Annotated in this window: 19 protein-coding genes; 11 read left to right on the forward strand and 8 right to left on the reverse strand. The window is 71.0% G+C overall.

The genetic code is table 11. The features are described from left to right. Nucleotides 1-153 precede the first annotated feature (153 nt). From BJ965_RS16950 to BJ965_RS16975, 6 genes are all read left to right on the forward strand, one after another. Nucleotides 154-1,989, forward strand: a complete 1,836-nt coding sequence (locus BJ965_RS16950) for a phosphatidylglycerol lysyltransferase domain-containing protein (protein ID WP_184909442.1) — start codon at nucleotides 154-156, stop codon at nucleotides 1,987-1,989. 72 nt (nucleotides 1,990-2,061) lie between these two features. Further along, entirely contained in the window at nucleotides 2,062-2,952 is an 891-nt protein-coding gene (gene folP / locus BJ965_RS16955; protein ID WP_184909443.1) for a dihydropteroate synthase, read from the forward strand. Then, nucleotides 2,949-3,455 carry a nuclear transport factor 2 family protein gene (locus BJ965_RS16960; protein ID WP_184909444.1) on the forward strand — a complete coding sequence of 169 codons (507 nt, stop codon included), beginning with the start codon at nucleotides 2,949-2,951 and terminating at the stop codon, nucleotides 3,453-3,455. Before folP ends, BJ965_RS16960 begins: the two co-directional genes overlap by 4 nt. Before the next feature lie 236 nt (nucleotides 3,456-3,691). Next, nucleotides 3,692-4,051: a dihydroneopterin aldolase gene (gene folB, locus BJ965_RS16965; protein ID WP_031106702.1), complete on the forward strand. Its 360-nt coding sequence runs from the start codon at nucleotides 3,692-3,694 to the stop codon at nucleotides 4,049-4,051. Next, nucleotides 4,048-4,659: a 2-amino-4-hydroxy-6-hydroxymethyldihydropteridine diphosphokinase gene (gene folK / locus BJ965_RS16970; RefSeq protein ID WP_184909445.1), complete on the forward strand. Its 612-nt coding sequence runs from the start codon at nucleotides 4,048-4,050 to the stop codon at nucleotides 4,657-4,659. Before folB ends, folK begins: the two co-directional genes overlap by 4 nt. Before the next feature lie 60 nt (nucleotides 4,660-4,719). Then, on the forward strand, nucleotides 4,720-5,208 hold the full coding sequence (locus BJ965_RS16975; RefSeq protein ID WP_184909446.1) for a DUF3180 domain-containing protein: 489 nt from the start codon (nucleotides 4,720-4,722) through the stop codon (nucleotides 5,206-5,208). 55 nt (nucleotides 5,209-5,263) lie between these two features. Here the strand turns inward: BJ965_RS16975 and folE are convergent, their stop codons facing one another. The 6 genes from folE to dacB form a co-directional block, all read right to left on the reverse strand. After that, nucleotides 5,264-5,869: a GTP cyclohydrolase I FolE gene (gene folE, locus BJ965_RS16980; RefSeq protein ID WP_184909447.1), complete on the reverse strand. Its 606-nt coding sequence runs from the start codon at nucleotides 5,867-5,869 to the stop codon at nucleotides 5,264-5,266. 126 nt (nucleotides 5,870-5,995) lie between these two features. After that, entirely contained in the window at nucleotides 5,996-8,035 is a 2,040-nt protein-coding gene (gene ftsH, locus BJ965_RS16985) for an ATP-dependent zinc metalloprotease FtsH (protein WP_031106707.1), read from the reverse strand. A gap of 186 nt (nucleotides 8,036-8,221) precedes the next feature. Continuing rightward, nucleotides 8,222-8,782 carry a hypoxanthine phosphoribosyltransferase gene (hpt, locus tag BJ965_RS16990; protein WP_030845937.1) on the reverse strand — a complete coding sequence of 187 codons (561 nt, stop codon included), beginning with the start codon at nucleotides 8,780-8,782 and terminating at the stop codon, nucleotides 8,222-8,224. A gap of 61 nt (nucleotides 8,783-8,843) precedes the next feature. After that, entirely contained in the window at nucleotides 8,844-9,881 is a 1,038-nt protein-coding gene (gene tilS / locus BJ965_RS16995) for a tRNA lysidine(34) synthetase TilS (protein ID WP_184909448.1), read from the reverse strand. 195 nt (nucleotides 9,882-10,076) lie between these two features. Beyond that, nucleotides 10,077-11,204: a zinc-dependent metalloprotease gene (locus BJ965_RS17000; protein WP_184909449.1), complete on the reverse strand. Its 1,128-nt coding sequence runs from the start codon at nucleotides 11,202-11,204 to the stop codon at nucleotides 10,077-10,079. A gap of 104 nt (nucleotides 11,205-11,308) precedes the next feature. Beyond that, nucleotides 11,309-12,895 (reverse strand): D-alanyl-D-alanine carboxypeptidase/D-alanyl-D-alanine endopeptidase, encoded by a 1,587-nt coding sequence (dacB, locus tag BJ965_RS17005; protein WP_184909450.1) that lies wholly within the window; start codon nucleotides 12,893-12,895, stop codon nucleotides 11,309-11,311. Between the two features lie 79 nt (nucleotides 12,896-12,974). Here dacB and BJ965_RS17010 point away from each other — a divergent pair, with 79 nt between their 5' ends. Continuing rightward, complete coding sequence (locus BJ965_RS17010) at nucleotides 12,975-13,466, forward strand: inorganic diphosphatase (RefSeq protein WP_003975424.1); 492 nt, start codon at nucleotides 12,975-12,977, stop codon at nucleotides 13,464-13,466. A gap of 120 nt (nucleotides 13,467-13,586) precedes the next feature. Further along, nucleotides 13,587-15,284: a threonine/serine exporter family protein gene (locus BJ965_RS17015; RefSeq protein WP_184909451.1), complete on the forward strand. Its 1,698-nt coding sequence runs from the start codon at nucleotides 13,587-13,589 to the stop codon at nucleotides 15,282-15,284. A gap of 39 nt (nucleotides 15,285-15,323) precedes the next feature. On the opposite strand, the gene BJ965_RS17020 is transcribed toward BJ965_RS17015, so the two are convergent. After that, nucleotides 15,324-16,304, reverse strand: coding sequence for a DedA family protein (locus tag BJ965_RS17020; RefSeq protein ID WP_184909452.1), 981 nt, complete (start codon nucleotides 16,302-16,304; stop codon nucleotides 15,324-15,326). 134 nt (nucleotides 16,305-16,438) lie between these two features. Here BJ965_RS17020 and BJ965_RS17025 point away from each other — a divergent pair, with 134 nt between their 5' ends. Next, a complete protein-coding gene (locus tag BJ965_RS17025) occupies nucleotides 16,439-16,804 on the forward strand; it encodes a YbjQ family protein (RefSeq protein WP_184909453.1) in 366 nt (121 codons plus the stop codon). A gap of 19 nt (nucleotides 16,805-16,823) precedes the next feature. On the opposite strand, the gene BJ965_RS17030 is transcribed toward BJ965_RS17025, so the two are convergent. Continuing rightward, nucleotides 16,824-17,585 carry a MerR family transcriptional regulator gene (locus BJ965_RS17030; protein ID WP_184909454.1) on the reverse strand — a complete coding sequence of 254 codons (762 nt, stop codon included), beginning with the start codon at nucleotides 17,583-17,585 and terminating at the stop codon, nucleotides 16,824-16,826. 102 nt (nucleotides 17,586-17,687) lie between these two features. On the opposite strand from BJ965_RS17030, the gene BJ965_RS17035 reads away from it, so the two are divergent. Both BJ965_RS17035 and BJ965_RS17040 read left to right on the forward strand, forming a co-directional pair. Further along, on the forward strand, nucleotides 17,688-18,974 hold the full coding sequence (locus tag BJ965_RS17035) for an ion channel protein (protein WP_184909455.1): 1,287 nt from the start codon (nucleotides 17,688-17,690) through the stop codon (nucleotides 18,972-18,974). 37 nt (nucleotides 18,975-19,011) lie between these two features. Next, on the forward strand, nucleotides 19,012-20,418 hold the full coding sequence (locus BJ965_RS17040) for a glutamate decarboxylase (RefSeq protein ID WP_184909456.1): 1,407 nt from the start codon (nucleotides 19,012-19,014) through the stop codon (nucleotides 20,416-20,418). Nucleotides 20,419-20,566 lie beyond the last annotated feature (148 nt).

A 20,566-nucleotide genomic window follows, 5' to 3' on the forward strand; every position in this document is an offset into this window, starting at 1 on the left:
CGGCCTTTGAAACGGCTTTGACATGGGGAGTGAACCTCTTCCCCCAAGACACCGTCCTAGAGGGCGCAATGTCGCCGGATGCCCGAATCGGCACCGGATCCAAGGTCTCTCGCAGAACTACGGGATGCGATGTCTGTCAAGACAGATGAGGAAATGTCGGGCGAGGTTCCGAGTCGCGGCAGCGGCGCGGCACGTCCGGGCCGGATGCGCCGGATACTGAGCGGGCCACGCCCCGAGGCCGTCCCCGTCCTCGTCGGCAGAGCCTGCGCCCTGGTGGGCGTCCTGGACATCGCCGCGGGCGTCTTCCCCCGCTTCCGGCACAGCCGCATGCACGCCATCGCCGAGGTCCTGCCCGGCGCACTCGGCCCGTTCGCGGCCGCCCTGTCCCTCAGCACCGGCGTCCTGCTGCTGCTCCTCGCCCACGGCCTCAAGCGCGGCAAGCGCCGGGCCTGGCGAGCAGCGGTCGCACTCCTGCCCGCCGGCGCCGTCGCGCAGTTCACCTACCGGCACTCGCTCGTGGGCACGCTGATCTCCCTGGCCCTGCTGGCCCCCCTGCTGCGCCACCGCGACCAGTTCAACGCCCTGCCCGACCCGCGCAGCCGCTGGCGTGCCCTCGCCAACTTCGTGCTCATGAGCGCCGGTTCACTCCTGCTCGGACTGCTCATCGTCAGCGTCCACGGCGAGCACATCATCGGTGACCCCAGCCTCGCCGACCGCATCACCCACGTCATCTACGGCCTGTTCGGCTTCGAAGGCCCCGTCGACTACCAGGGCAACACCTCCTGGACCGTCGCCTTCTCCCTCGGCGCCCTCGGCCTGCTCACCGCCGTCACCACCATCTACCTGGCCTTCCGCCCCGAACACCCGGCCGCACAGCTCACCGAGGACGACGAGGCCCGGCTGCGCGCCCTGCTGGACAAGCACGGACGCCGCGACTCCCTCGGCCACTTCGCCCTGCGCCGCGACAAGGCCGTCGTCTTCTCCCCCAGCGGCAAGGCGGCCGTGACCTACCGCGTCGTCTCCGGCGTGATGCTCGCCAGCGGCGACCCCATCGGCGACGTCGAGGCCTGGCCCGGCGCCATCGAACGCTTCATGGACGAGGCCAAGGCCCACTCCTGGACCCCCGCCGTCATGGGCTGCTCCGAGACCGGCGGCGAGGTGTGGACCCGCGAGACCGGGCTCGACGCCCTCGAACTGGGCGACGAGGCGGTGGTGGACGTCGCGGATTTCTCCCTCGCCGGCCGCGCGATGCGCAACGTGCGCCAGATGGTCAAGCGCATCGAGCGCGCCGGTTACGAAACCCGGGTACGACGTGTCCGTGACCTCGGCGAAGCCGAACTGGAGCGCATCCGGCAGGCCGCCGACGACTGGCGCGGCACCGACACCGAACGCGGCTTCTCCATGGCCCTGGGCCGCGTCGGCGACCTCGCCGACGGCGACTGCCTCATCGCCACCGCCCACAAACAGGACGAGCACCCCGGCCCCTACGGCGACCTCAAGGCCATCCTGCACTTCGTGCCCTGGGGCACCGACGGCGTCTCCCTGGACCTGATGCGCCGCGACCGCTCGGCCGACCCCGGCATGAACGAACTGCTCATCGTGGCCTCCCTCCAGGCCGCCCCCCGGCTGGGCATCGCACGCGTCTCCCTCAACTTCGCCATGTTCCGCGCGGCACTGGCCCGCGGCGAGAAGATCGGAGCCGGACCCGTACTGCGCGCCTGGCGCGGACTGCTCGTCTTCCTCTCCCGCTGGTTCCAGATCGAGTCCCTCTACAAGTTCAACGCCAAGTTCCAGCCACGCTGGGAACCGCGCTTCGTCGTCTACCGCGCCTCCGCCGACCTCCCCCGCATCGGCTTCGCCGCCATGCAGGCCGAGGGCTTCGTCACCCTCGCCCTCCCCCTGCCGCGCTTCCTGCGCCGCCGGCGCCTCGCCACCCCCCGCCCCTGCGCCCACGGCACCATCACCGAACGGGACGTCCGGGCGGCATGACCCCACCTCGCGAGGGGGCCGTCACCCGGGCCGCAGCGCCTGGCGGCCCCCGCCGGGGCCTACGCTGAACATATGAGCAACCAGAGCGGACGCGGGCGCGTGGCGGGCCTACCCGAATGGGACCGCTGCGCGGTCATGGGAGTCGTGAACGTCACCCCCGACTCCTTCTCCGACGGCGGCCGCTTCTTCGACACCACGGCCGCCGTCAAACGCGGCCTCGACCTGGTCACCGAGGGCGCCGACCTCGTCGACGTGGGCGGCGAGTCCACCCGCCCCGGGGCCACCCGTGTCGACGAGGACGAGGAACTGCGCCGCGTCGTCCCCGTCGTGCGCGGCCTGGCCTCCGAAGGCGTCACGGTCTCCGTCGACACCATGCGCGCCTCCGTCGCCGAGCGGGCCCTCGCCGCCGGTGCCGCCCTCGTCAACGACGTCAGCGGCGGCCTCGCCGACCCCCGCATGATCCCGGCCGTCGCCGACGCCGGCGCCCCCTTCGTCGTCATGCACTGGCGCGGCTTCCTCCAGGGCGGCAACGTCAGGGGCGAGTACACCGACGTCGTCACCGAAGTCGTCGACGAACTCCACGCACGCGTGGAAGCCGTCCTGGCCGGCGGCATCGCCCCCGAACGCATCGTCGTCGACCCCGGCCTCGGCTTCTCCAAGGACGCCGGACACGACCTCGCCCTCCTCGCCCGCCTCGACCGGGTCCTCACCCTCGGCCACCCCCTGCTCGTCGCAGCCAGCCGCAAACGCTTCCTCGGCCGGGTCCTCGCCGGCCCCGACGGCCCACCGCCGCCCGCGCGCGAACGCGACGCCGCCACCGCCGCCGTCTCCGCACTCGCCGCGCACGCCGGCGCCTGGGCGGTCCGCGTCCACGAGGTACGCGCCACCGCCGACGCCGTCCGGGTCGCCCGCGCCATCGCGGGGGCACGCGGTACGGGCACCGGGGCGGAAGGAACCCGGTGAGCGCCCCGCACACCGACGTCGAGCAGGTCGAAGCCGCCAACACCGCCTTCTACGAGGCACTGGAACAGGGCGACTTCGAAGAACTGGCGTCGCTCTGGCTGACCCCCGCCGACCTGGGCGTCGACGAGTCCTACCACGACCCGGCCGACACCGGCGTGGTCTCCTGCGTCCACCCCGGCTGGCCCGTCCTCACCGGCCGCGGCGAAGTCCTCCGGTCCTACGCGCTGATCATGGCGAACACCGACTACATCCAGTTCATCCTCACCGACGTGCACGTCTCGGTCACCGGCGACACCGCCCTGGTCAACTGCACCGAGAACATCCTCAGCGGCGGCCCCGCCCCCGAAGGAGCCGGCGAGGAGCTCGGCCCCCTCGTCGGACAGCTCGTGGTCGCCACCAACGTGTTCCGGCGCACGCCCCAGGGGTGGAAGATCTGGTCGCACCACGCTTCCCCCGTCCTGGCGGAAACCGACGAGGACGAACAGGACGACACCCCCGCCTGAGTGGGTAGGCGGCAGGAAGTGGTTGGAATCACGGACGCCCGGGTAGGGGCGGCTACCAACCTGCGCACCGACGGGTTCCCCAGGGGAAACGCTGGATGAATCCTGCCGGACCCGGCCGAAGCCCCCACCCCGTGGCCCGTCCCCGTCCGTGCGCGCAGGTAGATTCGACCGAGGCCGGTGTGCCGACCGCACACGGCACCGACCGGCCCTGACCGACGATTGCAGGAGTGATTCGCGTGGATCGTGTCGCGCTGCGCGGCCTGAAGGCCCGTGGGCACCACGGCGTGTTCCCCAGGGAACGCGAAGAGGGCCAGACCTTCATCGTGGACCTCGTCCTCGGCCTCGACACCCGACCGGCCGCGGCCGACGACGACCTGGCGAAGACCGTGCACTACGGCATCGTGGCGGAGGAGGTCGTGGCCGTCGTCCAGGGCGAGCCCGTCGACCTCATCGAGACGCTCGCCGAGCGCATCGCCCAGGTCTGTCTGAAGCACGAGGGAGTACAGGAGGTCGAGGTCTGCGTCCACAAACCGGACGCACCGATCACCGTCCCCTTCGACGACGTGACCGTCACCATCACCCGGAGCCGAGCATGACCGCGCCCTTCATCAAGGGTCCCAGCGACCCGACCGTACAGCCGGTACCCGCCTCCGTCGTCGAGAAGGTCGACGCCGCCGACACGACCCTGTCCAACCCCAAATGGGCCGTGGTCGCCCTCGGCTCCAACCTCGGCAACCGCCTGGAAACCCTCCAGGGAGCCGTCGACGCCCTCGGCGACACGCCCGGCCTGCGCATCAAGGGCGTCTCCCCCGTCTACGAGACCGAGCCCTGGGGCGTCGACCCCGGCAGCCAGCCCGCCTACTTCAACGCCGTCGTGGTCCTCAAGACCACCCTCCCGCCGTCCTCGCTCCTGGAGCGCGCCCATGCGGTGGAGGAGGCCTTCCACCGCGTCCGGGACGAACACTGGGGCCCCCGCACCCTCGACGTCGACATCGTCTCCTACTCCGACGTCGTCTCCGACGACCCGCAGCTCACCCTCCCCCACCCCCGCGCCCACGAGCGCGCCTTCGTCCTGGCCCCCTGGCACGACCTGGACCCCGAAGCGCAGCTGCCCGGCCGCGGGCCCGTCGCCGGACTCCTGGACACCGTCACCCGCGACGGCGTGGCGCCCCGCCGGGACCTGGAACTCCGGCTGCCCGAGTAGCCGTTAAGGTCAAGACGGCCGCGAACCGGGCCGGAGAACCGGGGGAACCGAAGGGACACCGTGAGAGAGCTGCGTATCAGGGTGCTGGCCGCCGTCTTCGTCGTGGCCGGCGTCCTGTCCTGGGCGGGCGCCCGCCTCTGGAACTCGGTCGGAACGCTCCCGAGCGTCCCCCTGGCCGCCCCCATCGTCCTCGCCGTGATCGCCGTGATCCTGCTGGCCACGGCGCTCTCGATCCGCACCCGCCTCAAGGCCCAGCGCGAACGCCGCCCCGAGGCCAAGGGCGTCGACCCCCTCATGGCGGCCCGCGCGGTCGTCTTCGGCCACGCCAGCGCCCTGGTCGCCGCCCTGGTCGCCGGCATGTACGGCGGCACCGGCGTCTTCCTCCTGGAATCCCTCGACATCCCGGCCCGCCGCGACCAGGCCATCTACGCCGGCCTCTCCGTCCTCGCGGGCATCGGCGTCATAGCGGCAGCGATCTTCCTGGAACGCGTCTGCAAACTCCCGGAAGACGACGAGAACGACGGCACGGGGGTTGCCCCGACGGTCTGACGCGGGGCGACCTCGGGCGTCAGCGGCGTCAGCGGCGTCAGCGGCGTCAGCGGCGTCAGCGCGCCATGATGAGGCTCATCGCCTCGTTCCGCGTCGCCATGTCCCGCAGCTGACCCCGTACGGCCGACGTCAGCGTCTTGGCCCCCGGCTTGCGGATCCCCCGCATCGACATGCACATGTGCTCGCACTCCACGACCACGATGACTCCGCGCGGCTCCAGGATCTCCATCAGCGAGTCCGCGATCTGCGTGGTGAGTCGTTCCTGCACCTGTGGACGCCGGGCGTAGACGTCCACGAGCCGGGCCAGCTTGGACAGCCCGGTGATCTTGCCGCTGGTGGCCGGAATGTACCCGACGTGCGCGACGCCCCGGAACGGTACGAGATGGTGCTCACAGGTCGAGTACACCTCGATGTCCTTCACGAGGACCATCTCGTCGTGCCCGATGTCGAACGTCGTCGTCAGCACGTCCTCGGGCTTTTGCCACAGCCCCGCGAATATCTCCTTGTACGCCCGCGCCACCCGCGCCGGCGTCTCCCGGAGGCCCTCGCGGTCCGGGTCCTCGCCGACCGCGATCAGGAGCTCGCGCACGGCGTTCTCGGCGCGCTTCTCGTCGAACTCGCCGATATGGCCGGCGCCGTCCAGCGTCACGGGGTCGGTCATCAGATGCCTCGTTCCTGTGTCCTTCACGGGGCGGCCTGCGGAAATGGCGAAAAGCCGCGCCCCCCAGGCTAAAACCTGGGGGGCGCGGCATCCATTCCGGGGCGGTGGGCCGCCGGGAGAGCCCGGTCAGCTCTCGGGGCGGTCCTCCGGGGTCCGCTCGGGCGCCGGGGCGGGCTCCGCCGCGGTGCTCTTGGCGGTGGAAATGGCCGGCGTCGCGCCGTTCGCGCCGTTCGTCAGGGCCAGCTCCTTGGGGGAGAGGACCGGCGGACGGGTGGACGGCGTGCGGCGGGAGGAGCCGGTCCAGGCGGGCCTGGGCGGGCGCTTGACGATGGGGGCGAAGATCTCGGCGATCTGCTCCTTGCCCAGCGTCTCCTTCTCCAGCAGCTGCAGCACGAGGTTGTCGAGGACGTCGCGGTTCTCGACCAGGATCTCCCAGGCCTCGTTGTGAGCGGTCTCGATGAGCTTCTTGACCTCTTCGTCCACGAGCGCGGCGACCTCTTCCGAGTAGTCGCGCTGGTGAGACATCTCACGGCCGAGGAAGGGCTCGGTGTTGTCGCCACCGAACTTGATCGCGCCGAGACGCTCGGTCATGCCGTACTGCGTGACCATCGCGCGGGCCAGGCCCGTGGCCTTCTCGATGTCGTTGGCGGCACCCGTGGTCGGGTCGTGGAAGACGAGCTCCTCGGCCGCGCGACCGCCCAGCATGTAGGCCAGCTGGTCCAGCATCTCGTTGCGCGTGGTGGAGTACTTGTCCTCGTCCGGCAGCACCATCGTGTAGCCGAGGGCGCGGCCTCTCGACAGGATCGTGATCTTGTGGACGGGGTCGGAGTTCGGTGAGGCCGCCGCGACCAGGGCGTGTCCGCCCTCGTGGTACGCGGTGATCTTCTTCTCCTTGTCCGACATGATCCGGGTCCGCTTCTGCGGGCCCGCGACCACTCGGTCGATCGCCTCGTCCAGCATGTGGTTGTCGATCAGCTTCTTGTCGCTGCGGGCCGTCAGCAGAGCGGCCTCGTTCAGGACGTTGGCCAGATCGGCACCCGTCATGCCGGGCGTACGGCGGGCCATGGCCGACAGATCGACGTCGGGCGCGACCGGCTTGCCCTTCTGGTGGACCTTGAGGATCTCCAGACGGCCCTGCATGTCCGGGCGGTCGACGGCGATCTGCCGGTCGAAGCGGCCGGGGCGCAGCAGCGCCGGGTCGAGGATGTCGGGCCGGTTCGTCGCGGCGATGAGGATCACGCCGCCCTTGACGTCGAAGCCGTCCATCTCGACGAGGAGCTGGTTGAGGGTCTGCTCGCGCTCGTCGTGACCGCCGCCGAGGCCGGCGCCGCGGTGGCGGCCGACCGCGTCGATCTCGTCGACGAAGACGATCGCCGGGGCGTTCGCCTTGGCCTGCTCGAACAGGTCACGGACTCGGGAGGCACCGACGCCGACGAACATCTCGACGAAGTCGGAACCGGAGATCGAGTAGAAGGGGACGCCCGCCTCGCCCGCGACGGCGCGCGCGAGCAGGGTCTTGCCGGTGCCGGGGGGCCCGTAGAGCAGGACGCCCTTGGGGATCTTGGCGCCGACTGCCTGGAACTTGGCCGGTTCCTGGAGGAACTCCTTGATCTCGTGGAGTTCCTCGACGGCCTCGTCGGATCCGGCGACGTCGGAGAAGGTGGTCTTGGGGGTGTCCTTGGTGATGAGCTTCGCCTTGGACTTCCCGAAGTTCATGACTCGGGAGCCGCCGCCCTGCATCTGATTCATCAGGAACAGGAACACGACCACGATCAGCACGAAGGGCAGCAGGGAGAGCAGGATGCCGACGAACGGGTTCTGCTTGGACGGCGAAACGGTGTAGCCGTCCGGGATCTGCTTGTCCTGGTACTTGTTCTGCAGCGTGTTGGCGATGTCGACGCCCTGGTCGCCGATGTAGCTCGCCTGGATCTTCGAGCTGCCCTCGACCTTCACGCCGTCTTTGAGCGTGGCCTTGATGGTCTGCTCGTCACCGGTGGTCAGCTTGGCCGACTCGACCTTGTTCTGGTTGATCGCCTGGACGACCTGGCCGGTGTCCACCGTCTTGTAGCCGCCGGACGAGCCGACGACCTGCATCAACACGACCACGGCAAGGACGGCCAGCACGATCCACATGACCGGCCCACGGAAGTATCGCTTCACGTCCATCCATACGGAGCGGTGCCGCCCCGTCCCTCCTGCCATAGTGAGTTTGATAAAGACTGTTCTTCGGACGGTACCCCAGCATTGTCACCTGAAGCTGCGTGGGACGACTGGCGATCCGCCTACGCCTGCTCCAACGGCGGGAGGCCCGCTGGGGTTCCCGATCACCGTGACGGCACCGCGGCCGGGGTTTCAGCCGCCGTACACGTGGGGCGCGAGCGTACCGACGAACGGGAGATTGCGGTACTTCTCGGCGTAGTCGAGGCCGTAGCCCACGACGAATTCGTTGGGGATGTCGAAGCCGACCCATTCCACGTCGATGGCGACCTTCGCGGCCTCGGGCTTGCGCAGCAGCGTGCACACCTTGAGGGAGGCGGGCTCGCGCGAGCCGAGGTTGGAGAGCAGCCAGGACAGGGTCAGGCCGGAGTCGATGATGTCTTCGACGATCAGGACGTGCTTGCCCTTGATGTCGGTGTCGAGGTCCTTGAGGATCCGCACCACACCGGAGGACTGGGTGCCCGCCCCGTACGAGGATACGGCCATCCAGTCCATGGTGACGGGGGTGGACAGCGCCCTGGCGAGGTCGGCCATGACCATCACCGCGCCCTTGAGGACTCCGACGATGAGCAGGTCCTTGCCTGCGTACTCCGCGTCGATCTTCGCTGCCAGCTCGGCGAGCTTGGCGTCGATCTCTTCCTTGGTGATGAGCACCTTCTCGAGGTCGGCACCCATGTCTTTCGCGTCCACCCGCATCACTTTCGGTCGTCCCAGCGGCCGATCGGCCCCTCCGCCGGCTGCGGGGAGGGGTCGTGGTTCAGCCTTGCCGAATCACCAGTCTGCCACCCTGCCGCTGGGCCACGACTTTGCCGGGGAGGTTGATGGCTCCCTGACCGCGCCAGCCGGTGATCAGCCGGTCGACTTCCTCGATGTGGCGGGCGAAGAGTGATCCGGCGGGTGCGCCGGCGTCGATGGCGGCCCGGCGCAGGATGCGGCGGCGTACGGCGGGTGGCAGGGCGTAGAGCTTGGCGCATTCGAGGAGTCCGGTGGCGTCGCGGACGGTGGCCTCGGCCTGGCCGGCCCAGGAGTCGAGGGCGTCGGCGTCGTCGCGGGAGAGCTGGGCCGTGCGGGCGAGGGCTTCCACGACGCCTTTGCCGAGGGCCTTCTCCAGGGCGGGCAGGCCTTCGTGGCGCAGCCGGGAGCGGGTGTAGGCCGGGTCGGCGTTGTGGGGGTCGTCCCAGACGGGCAGGGACTGGACCATGCAGGCCTTGCGGGCGGTCTGCCGGTCGAGTTCCAGGAAGGGGCGGCGGTAGCGGCCGCCGGCTCCCGAGACGGCGGCCATGCCGGACAGGGAGCGGATGCCGGAGCCGCGGGCGAGGCCGAGGAGGACGGTTTCGGCCTGGTCGTCGCGGGTGTGGCCGAGCAGGACGGCGGCGGCGCCGTGGCGTTCGGCGGCGGTGTCGAGCGCGGCGTAGCGGGCGTCGCGGGCGGCGGCTTCGGGTCCGCCGGTGCGGCCGACGGTGACGGCGACGGAGTCGACGGGGTCGAGGCCGAGTTCGCGCAGGCGCTGGACGACTTCCGCGGCGCGGGCGTCGGAGCCGGGCTGGAGGCCGTGGTCGACGGTGACGCCGCCGGCTCTGATGCCGAGTTTGGGGGATTCGAAGGCGAGGGCGGAGGCGAGGGCCATGGAGTCGGCGCCTCCGGAGCAGGCCACGAGCACGAGCGGCGGGGGCGGCAGCTCGTGCGGGAGGGCGTGCGGGACCGCGGCGGGGGCGCGGTGGTGTTCGGTGAGGAGGTCGTGGAGGACGCGGCGGACCGCCAGGCGTATCGCCGCGACCGCAGGATGGGGACCCATGTCCGGTTCCCTTCATGAAGTTTTCGGGGGTGAGTCCGCGTGCCGGTCACGCAGAGTGTGTAGATGGTGACAGAAGCGGGCCGTTCCCCGAGCATTGCACGCCTACCCCTGCCTCACGGTCCCTCGGACGGGTGATTGGAGGGGCGTTCGCCTGCCGTCGGCCGGTTTCCTTTCACGACCTTCCCGCGATGTTCACTACTCGGCCCTGCGGTGCACCCGCGCGACCCAGTCCGCCGGTTTGGCGATCTCCGACTTGGTGGGGAGGGTGTTGGGCGAGGTCCACGCGCGATTGAAGCCGTCCATGCCGACCTCGTTGACGACGGCCCGTACGAAGCGTTCGCCGTCCCGGTACTGGCGGAGTTTGGCGTCCAGGCCGAGGAGTTTGCGCAGGGCCAGGTCGAGGCGTGAGGCGCCCTTGGCGCGGCGCTGCTGGAACTTCTCGCGGATCTCGCCGACGGAGGGCACGACGGACGGGCCGACGCCGTCCATCACGAAGTCGGCGTGGCCTTCCAGCAGGGACATGACGGCCGTGAGGCGGCCGAGGATCTCGCGCTGGGCGGGGGTCTGGACGATCTCGACGAGGGAGCGGCCGCCGTCGTCCTCCTCGGCCTCGGGGCGGCCTCCGGCGAGGGTCTGGGCGGCTTCCCGGACGCGTTCCAGGACGGTCATGGGGTCGACGTCGGTCTCTTGGAGGAACGACTGGATTTCACCCTCAAGGTGGTCCCGCAGCCAGGGCACGGCGGTGAACTGGGTGCGGTGCGTCTCCTCGTGCAGGCAGACCCAGAGCCTGAAGTCGTGCGGGTCGACGTCGAGTTCGCGCTCGACGTGGACGATGTTCGGGGCGACGAGCAGGAGCCGGCCGCCACCGTTGGTGCCGCTGGGGAGTTCGCGGGTGGCGGGGGCGAAGGTCTCGTACTGGCCGAGGACGCGGGAGGACAGGAAGGACAGCAGCATGCCGAGTTCGACGCCGGTGACCTTGCCGCCGACGGCGCTCATGACGGAGCCGCCGGGGGAGTTGCCGCGCCGTTCCTGCATCTTGTCGAGCAGGGGGCGGAGGATTTCCCGGAACCCGGCGACGTTCGCCCGGATCCAGCCCGGGCGGTCGACGACCAGGACGGGGGTGTCGTGGCCCTCCTCGGTGCCCAGGCGGGTGAATCCGCGGACGTGTTCCTCCGAGGCCTTGGCATGCCGGCGCAGTTCCGCGACGACGGCGCGGGCCTCGTCGCGACTGACCTCGGGGCCCGGCCGTACGAGCCGGGTCGCGGTCGCGACCGCGAGGTTCCAGTCGACCATGCCGGTTGAAGCACCACCGATGCTCGTCATGCGTCAACCGTACGTGAGCGCTCGCCGCTGGGGCAGGGCGGCGAGGGCCGGGGGCTTCGGGGACCCGCTCCGGCCGGTGCCGACGGGCGGGCGGGGCCGGTCCGTCATCGGCAGCCGCACGCCGCCAGGGCGGTGGCGATCCTGTCCAGGGCCTTCTGGGTCGTGGTGGGGAGGATTCCGTCCGTGCCGTTGGCCATGAACGCGAAGGCCAGCAGGCGGCCGTCCTCGTCGACGAGGGTGCCCGCGAGGGTGTGGACGCCGGAGAGGGTGCCGGTCTTGGCGCGGACGACGCCGGATGCTCCGTCCGTGTAACGGGTGGTCAGGGTGCCGGTGAAGCCGGCGACGGGGAGGCCGGTGAGGGCCGGGCGGAGTTCGGGGTGGGAGGGGTCGGCGGCCTTGGCGAGCAGGGCGGTGAGGAGGTCGGGGGTGAGCCGGTCGGCGCGGTCGAGGCCGCTTCCGTCCTTGAAGGCGGCGCCCTTGACGGGGAGGCCGAGCTTGCGCAGCTGGGAGCCGATGGCCTTGCCGGCGCCGGCGAAGTCGGCGCGCTCACCGGTGGCGACGGCCGTCTGGCGGGCGAGGGCTTCGGCGATGTCGTTGTCGCTGTTGGTCAGCATGCGCTCGACGAGGGCGGAGAGCGGGGGCGAGGAGACCGTCGCGAGGGTCTTGGCGCGGGTGGTGGCCTTGGAGGGGCCGGGGGCGGTGGTCTTGATGCCGTGGGACTTGAGGAGGTCCCCGAAGCGGCGGGCGGCGTCCGCCGCCGGGTCGGGCACGCGTTCGACGGGGCCGCTCGTGGAGTCGTCGGTACGGCCCTCGTCGGCCATCAGGGGGGTGACGCGGGCGAGGTTGCCGTCGACCCCGATCGGGTGCATCTCGTCGCCCGCGTAGAGGGTCGTGTCGTAGGAGAGGGTGACCTCTCGGACGCCCCGTTCGGCGAGGGCGGCGGCCGTGCCGGCGGCCAGGGTGCGCAGGCTCGCGGAGCCCTGGGTCTTCTCACGGGCCGTGAGGGTGGGGTCGCCGCCGCCGACCAGGACGACCTCCTTCGTGTCGGGTTCGAGTGCGGCGCGGGTGGTGAGGCGGTGGTCGGTGCCCATGGCGGACAGTGCGGCGGCGGCTGTCGCGATCTTCGTGGTGGAGGCCGGGGTGAGCCCGGTGCCGGAGCCGGAGCCGTACAGGCGTCTGCCGGTGGTCACGTCGATGACGGACGCGGCGGGCCGGGAGCCGAGGGCCGGGTCCTTCAGCAGGGGGTCGAGGGCGCCCGCGAGGGCCTTGCCGTCGGGGGCGGATTTCACGGTGCTGACGCCGCCGAGGCCGGTCAGCACGGGTCCGGCGGTGGGGGCGGGCCGGGTGCGGCCGGGGGCGCCTGGGGCGCTGCCGTGATCTGTGCCACCCGCGCGGCCCAGGGCCACTGCCCGGTCCCGCTCGGCCGTACGCTGACCCGAGGAGTCCCAGGGACCGGCGGCGGTCACCACACCGGCGGCGAGTGCGAGTCCGGCGGTGGCGGCACCCGCGGTGTACTGCCAGGTCTTCGGCAGCGCGACCCGCGCGACCTGCGGTTTCCCGGCTCGTGCGAGCCGGGCGATCTGTGGTTTCGTGGCCGCCGCGGCCCGGGCCAGGCGTGGTCGTACGGCATCCGCGAGGCGCACCACGTGCGGTTTCGCGGCCCGCCAAGGCCTCAGCTCTGGCACGACCACCAGCCCCTTTCGCGATCACACACCTGCGTGAGGGACACTTAACCACCAGAACTATGTGTTGATCATGGAGGAGCCACCGGTGGAGTTCGACGTCACGATCGAGATTCCGAAGGGTTCGCGCAACAAGTACGAGGTGGACCACGAGACCGGTCGTATCCGCCTGGACCGGCGACTCTTCACCTCGACCGCCTACCCGACCGACTACGGTTTCGTCGAGAACACCCTCGGCGAGGACGGCGACCCGCTGGACGCGCTGGTCATCCTCGACGAGCCGACGTTCCCGGGCTGTCTGATCCGCTGCCGCGCGATCGGCATGTTCCGCATGACGGACGAGGCGGGCGGCGACGACAAGCTGCTGTGCGTGCCGTCGACGGACCCGCGTGTGGAGCACCTGCGGGACATCCACCACGTGTCGGAGTTCGACCGTCTGGAGATCCAGCACTTCTTCGAGGTGTACAAGGACCTGGAGCCCGGCAAGTCGGTCGAGGGTGCCGACTGGGTGGGCCGCACCGAGGCCGAGGCCGAGATCGAGCGGTCCTACAAGCGGTTCAAGGACCAGGGCGGTCACTGACCTCCCACTCTTGTTGCCGACGGGCCGCACGCCTGCGTGTGCGGCCCGTTCGTCCGTCTGTGCGCATACTGAGGCTGTGGGGGGTACGAGGCTGACGTGTCGTACAGGGAGCGCCAGGCAGTGACGGACGCGGAGGACCGCAAGCCGAGGTCGGACGAGGCGAGGAGTGCGTTCCTCCCTCCGGCCGGGACCGGCGTCGACGGGGACATGTCGACGACGTCGGAGTTCGCGATCCCCGACGGACTGGCTCTGCGCGGAGCGGCCGGCGCGGAGTCCGAGACGACGTCCGAGTTCGCGGTGCCGCAGGGGCTGGACGTCCATGCGGCGCCCGCGGCGGAGCCGGAGGGGTCGGCGTTCACCCCGCCGAGCACGTACAGCTCGAAGCACGCCCCGACGGCGTTCACGCCGCCGAGCGGGATCCCCGTGGTCAGCCTGACCAAGGACGTGCCGTGGCAGGACCGGATGCGCACGATGCTGCGCATGCCGGTGGCGGAGCGGCCGGCGCCGGAGGCGATCCAGCGCGGCGGCGACGAGAGCGGGCCGGCGGTGCCGCGCGTGCTCGACCTGACGCTGCGTATCGGCGAGTTGCTGCTGGCGGGCGGTGAGGGCGCCGAGGACGTGGAGGCGGCGATGTTCGCCGTCTGCCGGTCGTACGGTCTTGACCGCTGCGAGCCCAACGTGACCTTCACGCTGCTGGCGATCTCGTACCAGCCGTCCCTCGTCGACGACCCGGTCACGGCGTCGCGGACGGTGCGCCGCCGGGGCACCGACTACACGCGGCTGGCGGCCGTCTACCAGCTGGTGGACGACCTCAGCGACCACGAGACGGCGGTCTCCCTGGAGGAGGCCTACCGGCGACTGGCGGAGATCCGCCGTAACCGCCACCCCTACCCCGGCTGGGCGCTGACCGGTGCGAGCGGGCTGCTGGCAGGTGCGGCCTCCGTGCTCGTGGGCGGCGACCTGATCGTGTTCGTCGCCGCGGCGCTGGGCGCGATGCTCGGTGACCGGCTGGCGTGGCTGTGCGCGGGGCGTGGGCTGCCGGAGTTCTACCAGTTCACCGTGGCCGCGACGCCGCCGGCCGCGATCGGAATCGCGCTGACGCTGGCCCACGTCGACGTGAAGGCGTCGGCGGTGATCACCGGTGGGCTGTTCGCGCTGCTGCCCGGGCGGGCGCTGGTAGCGGGTGTGCAGGACGGTCTGACCGGCTTCTACATCACCGCGTCCGCGCGTCTGCTGGAGGTCATGTACTTCTTCGTCGGCATCGTCGCGGGCGTGCTGCTGGTGCTGTACTTCGGCGTGCAGCTGGGCGCGCGGCTCAACCCCGACCAGGCGCTCGGTGCCTCCGACGACCCGGTGATGATGATCGGGGCGTCGATGCTGCTGTCACTGGCGTTCGCGGTGCTGCTCCAGCAGGAACGATCCACCGTGATGTGGGTGACGCTGAACGGCGGTGTCGCGTGGGTCGTCTACGGCGCCATGCACTACGTGGGGGACATCTCGCCGGTGGCGTCCACGGCGGCGGCCGCGGGGCTGGTGGGACTGTTCGGGCAGCTGCTGTCCCGGTATCAGTTCGCCTCCGCCCTGCCCTACACGACGGCGGCGATCGGGCCCCTGCTGCCGGGCTCCGCGACGTACTTCGGGCTGCTGGCGATCGCCCAGAACGAGGTGGACGAGGGGCTGGTGTCGCTGTCGAAGGCGGTGGCGCTCGCCATGGCCATCGCCATCGGAGTGAACCTCGGGTCGGAGATCTCCCGGATGTTCCTGCGCATCGGGTCCGCGGAGAAGCGAAGGGCCGCCAAGCGCACCAGGGGTTTCTAGCGCGTTCGGCGGCCTCGGGCCGGTGGGGTCGACCGCGGTTCAGTAGCCGCCGTTGTACGGCTGCTGGTGACCGCCCTGCTGCTGGTGGCCGTAGCCGGGAGCGGGCTGCTGCCGGCCGTCCTGCTGGTGGCCGTACCCGGGGGCCGGCTGCTGGTGGCCGCCCTGCTGGTGGCCGTACCCGGGAGCGGGCTGCTGGTGGCCGCCCTGCTGGCCGTAGCCCGGGGCCTGGGGGTACTGGTTGTAGTACTGCTGGTCGCTGTAGCCGTTCGGGTCGTCGTACGGCGGCTGCTGCGGCCGCTGGTGGGGCGGCTGGTCGTCCGGGGTGATGCGGCGCAGCTGGGTCGTCGCGTCGTCCATGGCCGGGGGCTGCTGCCGCTCCGCGGGGTTCTCGGCCGCGGCGCGCTTCTTCTTCGAGCGGTCGCGCAGGTACTCGATGATGATCGGGACCACGGAGAGCAGGACGATCAGGATGAGGATCGACTCGACGTTCTTCTTGATGAAGTCGATCTGGCCGAGCCAGTAACCCGCGAGGGTGACGCCGGTGCCCCAGGCGACGCCGCCGATGACGTTGTACGTGAGGAACGTGCGGTACTTCATGCGGCCGGCTCCGGCCACGATGGGGGCGAAGGTGCGCACGATGGGGACGAAGCGGGCCAGGACGATCGCCTTGGGGCCGTACTTCTCCATGAACTCGTGGGCCTTGTCCAGGTTCTCCTGTTTGAAGAGCTTGGAGTTGGGGCGGTTGAAGAGCTTCGGGCCCAGGAACTTGCCGATCATGTAGCCCACTTGGTCGCCGATGACGGCGGCGAGCACGATCAGCACGCAGACCAGCCACAGCGGCTGGGTGATGTAGGTGCCCTCGGCCACGAAGAGACCCGCCGTGAACAGCAGGGAGTCACCCGGCAGGAACGCGAAGAGACCGGACTCCGCGAAGACGATGAGCAGGATGCCGGGCAGGCTGAACGTGGAGATCAGGTAGTCCGGGCTGAGCCACTCGGGGCCGAGCGCAAGCGTGGTCACGGGGATGTGGCTCCTGCTGCTGTGGGGTACGGGCGGGGCTGGCTGCCTCAAAGTATCAACGCAGCCGTCATGACCCAGGTTCCATGGGCGTACTCAGGATGCACTGTGCCCGGCCCCGGTCAAAGCTGTGAACCATGGGCATCGATGAATACGGCGGCGGACAGGGCCCGGAGCCCGACGTCCTCGTCGTCACCACGAACGACATTCCCGGCTACCACGTGCGCGAGGTGATCGGCGAGGTCTTCGGCCTGACCGTGCGCTCCCGGCACCTGGGGAGCCAGATCGGCGCCGGGCTGAAGTCGATGGTCGGCGGTGAACTGCGCGGGCTCACCAAGACGCTCGTGCAGACCCGCAACCAGGCCATGGAACGGCTCGTCGAACAGGCACGCACGCGTGGCGCCAACGGCGTCCTCGCCTTCCGGTTCGACGTGACGGAGGCGGCGGACGTGGGCACCGAGGTGTGCGCGTACGGCACGGCGGTGGTCCTGACCCGGGAGTGAGGCACCCCCGGGCCGGGGATCAGGCGGTGTGACGTGCGGCGTTCGCGGCGATCGCGTCCCGCAGGTGCTCGGCGAGGCCCGGGCGCAGCGCGTCGTAGAACGCCTTGAACCGCTCGTCGGAGACGTACATCTCGCCGAGGCAGCGGTGGATCTCGTAGGAGCACTCGTAGAACCACGTGCAGATGTGCTGCCGGTGCTCCTCCGCCAGGGTCATGGCCGCCTCGCCGGTGGGCGGCTCGTCCGCCGACATCAGGGCGCCGTAGCGCTCGCCCCAGTCCGCGGCCTCGGCCTGGATGCGCTTCCAGTCCTCCTTGGTGTAGCTCGCGGTGCGGCGCTGGGAGTCGGCGTACTCGTCGGTATCGCCCCAGCGCTCCTCCACCTCCTCGGCGTACTGCTCGGGGTCCTTGTCCCCGAAGACCTCGAACTTCTCCTCGGGCGTGAGGTTGAGTCCCATCGTGCGTGCCTCCATGGCGTGCTCCACGGCCGCCGCCATCTTTCGCAGCTTCTCGATCCGGGCGGTCAGCAGGTCGTGCTGGCGGCGCAGGTGCGCGCGCGGGTCCGCGTCCGGGTCGTCGAGCAGGGCGGCGACCTCCTCGAGCGGGAAGCCGAGCTCCCGGTAGAACAGGATCTGCTGCAGCCGGTCGAGGTCGGCGTCGCTGTAGCGCCGGTGGCCCGCGTGGCTGCGTTCGCTCGGGACCAGCAGGTTGATGTCGTCGTAGTGGTGCAGCGTGCGCACCGTGACACCGGCGAAGCCCGCGACCTGTCCCACCGAGTAGTTCACTTCCGCTCCCTTCTTCTTCCGTGCTCCACGGTCGGGCCTCACGCCACGTGAGGTGCAAGCGTGTTTCCCGTTTATGCCGTTTGATCCGTTTATCGTGTGCCCGTGGTCCAGGACTCCGAAGACCAGGCGCCCTCCGTCACCCCGTCGACTCCCGCCCGCACCCTGCTGCCGTCGATCGTGCCCGCCGCCACTGTCGGCGTGGTCTCCGCCCTGATCCTGGTGGGGGTGGAGGTCGCCGCCGACCAGCTCCAGGACGTGCTGTGGGAGACCGTGCCCGACGCGCTCGGGATCGGCCGGTACTCCGTGGCGTGGATGTTCGTCGTGCTCGTCGCGACCGGCATCGCGGTCGGTCTGGTGGTGTGGAAGGTGCCGGGGCACGCGGGGCCCGATCCCGCCACCATCGGTCTGGACGCCCCCGTCCTGCCGCCCGTGGTGCTGCCGGGGCTGTTGCTGGTGACCGCGCTGATGCTGGCCGGCGGGCCCAGCCTCGGCCCCGAGAACCCGATCATCACCGTGAACGTGGGCCTCGCGGTCTGGCTGGGCAGCCGGCTCGTCCCCCGGGCACCCGGACGGATCTGGCCGGCGCTGGCGGAGGCGGCCACCATCGGCGCGCTGTTCGGCACCCCGGTCGCGGCCGCCCTGGCGATTTCCGAGCTGCTGGCCACGAAGGAGACCCGCGGCATGCTGTGGGACAACCTCTTCGCGCCGCTGACCGCCGCGGCCGCCGGCTCCCTGACCGTCACCCTCCTCGACCACCCGAGCTTCGACCTGGGCCTGCCGTCCTTCGGCCGGCCGGGGTGGTCCGACCTGCTGGCGTCCGTCGTGGTCACCGCGGTGGGCGCGCTGCTCGCCATGTGCGCCGTGCGGGCGCTGCCGTACGTGCACAGTGCCTTCCAGCGGCTGCGGCACCCGATGCTGATGCTCCCGGCGGGCGGGGTCGTGCTCGGCTGCCTCGCGGCTGTGGGCGGCCATCTGACGCTGTTCAAGGGGCTCGACGAGATCGCCACGCTGGCCCACGACCCGGACGGCTGGTCGGCCGGGGAGTTCGCCGTCATGACGGTGGTGAAGCTGGCCGCGCTGGTCGTCGCCGCGGCCTGCGGTTTCCGTGGCGGGCGCATCTTCCCCGCCGTGTTCGTCGGCACCGCCCTCGGCCTGTGCGCGCACGCCCTGGTGTCCGGAGTGCATCCCTCGGTGGGCGTGTCCGCCGGTGTGCTCGGGGTGCTGCTGGCGATCACGCGGCAGGGCTGGATCAGCCTGTTCGTCGCCGCGGTGCTGGTCGCCGAACCGACGGTCATCGCCCTGCTCTGCGTCGCTTCGCTGCCGGCCTGGCTGCTGGTCACGGGCCGGCCCGAGATGCAACTGCGCAAGGACGGCACGCCGGTCCGATGAACCCACCCCTCTCCCGAACCCACGCCTGGAGGCCCCCATGCCGTTCAGCGAAGGCACCCCCCGGACCGGCGAACGCCGCCTGTCCGTCAACCCCTTCTACGGCCCCGCCAACCCGCTCGGGGACATGGCCGAGGGCCCGCCCACGCACCGGCTGCCGGACCAGCCCATGGCACCGGCGACCGCCCATCAGCTGGTGCGCGACGAGCTGATGCTCGACGGCAACGCCCGGCTGAACCTCGCCACCTTCGTCACCACGTGGATGGAGCCCGAGGCCGGGATCCTGATGGCGGAGTGCCGGGACAAGAACATGATCGACAAGGACGAGTACCCGCGCACCGCCGAGCTGGAGCGGCGCTGCGTGGCGATGCTCGCCGACCTGTGGAACGCGCCCGACCCGGCGACGGCCGTGGGGTGTTCGACGACAGGGTCGAGCGAGGCGTGCATGCTCGCCGGGATGGCGCTGAAGCGGCGCTGGGCGAAACGCAACGCCGACCGCTACCCCGGGGCCCGGCCCAACCTGGTGATGGGCGTCAACGTGCAGGTCTGCTGGGAGAAGTTCTGCAACTTCTGGGAGGTGGAGGCCCGGCTGGTGCCCATGGAGGGCGAACGGTTCCACCTGGATCCGCAGGCCGCGGCCGAGCTGTGCGACGAGAACACCATCGGGGTCGTCGGGATCCTGGGCTCCACCTTCGACGGGTCCTACGAGCCGATCGCGGACCTGTGCGCGGCGCTGGACGCGTTGCAGGAGCGCACCGGGCTGGACGTCCCGGTGCACGTGGACGGGGCGTCCGGGGCCATGGTCGCGCCCTTCCTCGACGAGGACCTGGTGTGGGACTTCCGGCTGCCGAGGGTGGCGTCGATCAACACATCAGGGCACAAGTACGGGCTGGTCTACCCGGGCGTCGGCTGGGCGCTGTGGCGGGACGCGGAGGCGCTGCCGGAGGAGCTGGTGTTCCGGGTGAACTACCTGGGCGGCGACATGCCGACGTTCGCGCTCAACTTCTCCCGGCCGGGGGCGCAGGTCGTGGCGCAGTACTACACGTTCCTGCGGCTGGGCCGGCAGGGCTACCGGGTCGTGCAGCAGGCCGCGCGGGACGTGGCGACGGAGCTGGCCGGGCGGGTCGAGGCGCTCGGCGACTTCCGGCTGCTGACCCGGGGCGACGAACTGCCGGTGTTCGCCTTCACGACCGCGCCGGACGTGACGGCGTACGACGTCTTCGACCTCTCCCGGCGCCTGCGCGAGAGCGGCTGGCTGGTGCCCGCGTACACCTTCCCGGCCAACCGGGAGGACCTGTCCGTGCTGCGCGTGGTGTGCCGCAACGGTTTCTCCGCCGACCTCGCGGAACTCCTCGCCCAGGACCTGGAACGGCTGCTGCCGGACCTGCGCCGACAGCCGCGCCCGCTGACGGAGGACAGGGGCGCGGCGACGAGCTTCCACCACTAGCGGTAGAGCCGCGGGTACGTGGCTGCCGGGTCCGGCGGCACTGCTGCGGGTGCCCCCCTGCCAGAGCCGGCGGCGCTGCCGCGGGTACCTCACCTGCCGGGGCCGACGGGCCGACCGCCCGAACCCCGCCGGCCCGGCCCGGCCGCTC

Source organism: Streptomyces luteogriseus (assembly GCF_014205055.1).
GTDB lineage: Bacteria > Actinomycetota > Actinomycetes > Streptomycetales > Streptomycetaceae > Streptomyces > Streptomyces luteogriseus.

Coding starts and splice junctions, on each gene's coding strand:
- BJ965_RS17025 (WP_184909453.1), top strand. CDS start 16,439: ATGGGCATCGATGAATACGGCGGCGGACAGGGCCCGGAGCCCGACGTC.
- BJ965_RS17040 (WP_184909456.1), top strand. CDS start 19,012: ATGCCGTTCAGCGAAGGCACCCCCCGGACCGGCGAACGCCGCCTGTCC.
- tilS (WP_184909448.1), bottom strand. CDS start 9,881: ATGGGTCCCCATCCTGCGGTCGCGGCGATACGCCTGGCGGTCCGCCGC.
- ftsH (WP_031106707.1), bottom strand. CDS start 8,035: ATGGACGTGAAGCGATACTTCCGTGGGCCGGTCATGTGGATCGTGCTG.
- BJ965_RS16950 (WP_184909442.1), top strand. CDS start 154: ATGTCGGGCGAGGTTCCGAGTCGCGGCAGCGGCGCGGCACGTCCGGGC.
- folP (WP_184909443.1), top strand. CDS start 2,062: ATGAGCAACCAGAGCGGACGCGGGCGCGTGGCGGGCCTACCCGAATGG.
- folK (WP_184909445.1), top strand. CDS start 4,048: ATGACCGCGCCCTTCATCAAGGGTCCCAGCGACCCGACCGTACAGCCG.
- hpt (WP_030845937.1), bottom strand. CDS start 8,782: ATGCGGGTGGACGCGAAAGACATGGGTGCCGACCTCGAGAAGGTGCTC.
- BJ965_RS17000 (WP_184909449.1), bottom strand. CDS start 11,204: ATGACGAGCATCGGTGGTGCTTCAACCGGCATGGTCGACTGGAACCTC.
- folE (WP_184909447.1), bottom strand. CDS start 5,869: ATGACCGACCCCGTGACGCTGGACGGCGCCGGCCATATCGGCGAGTTC.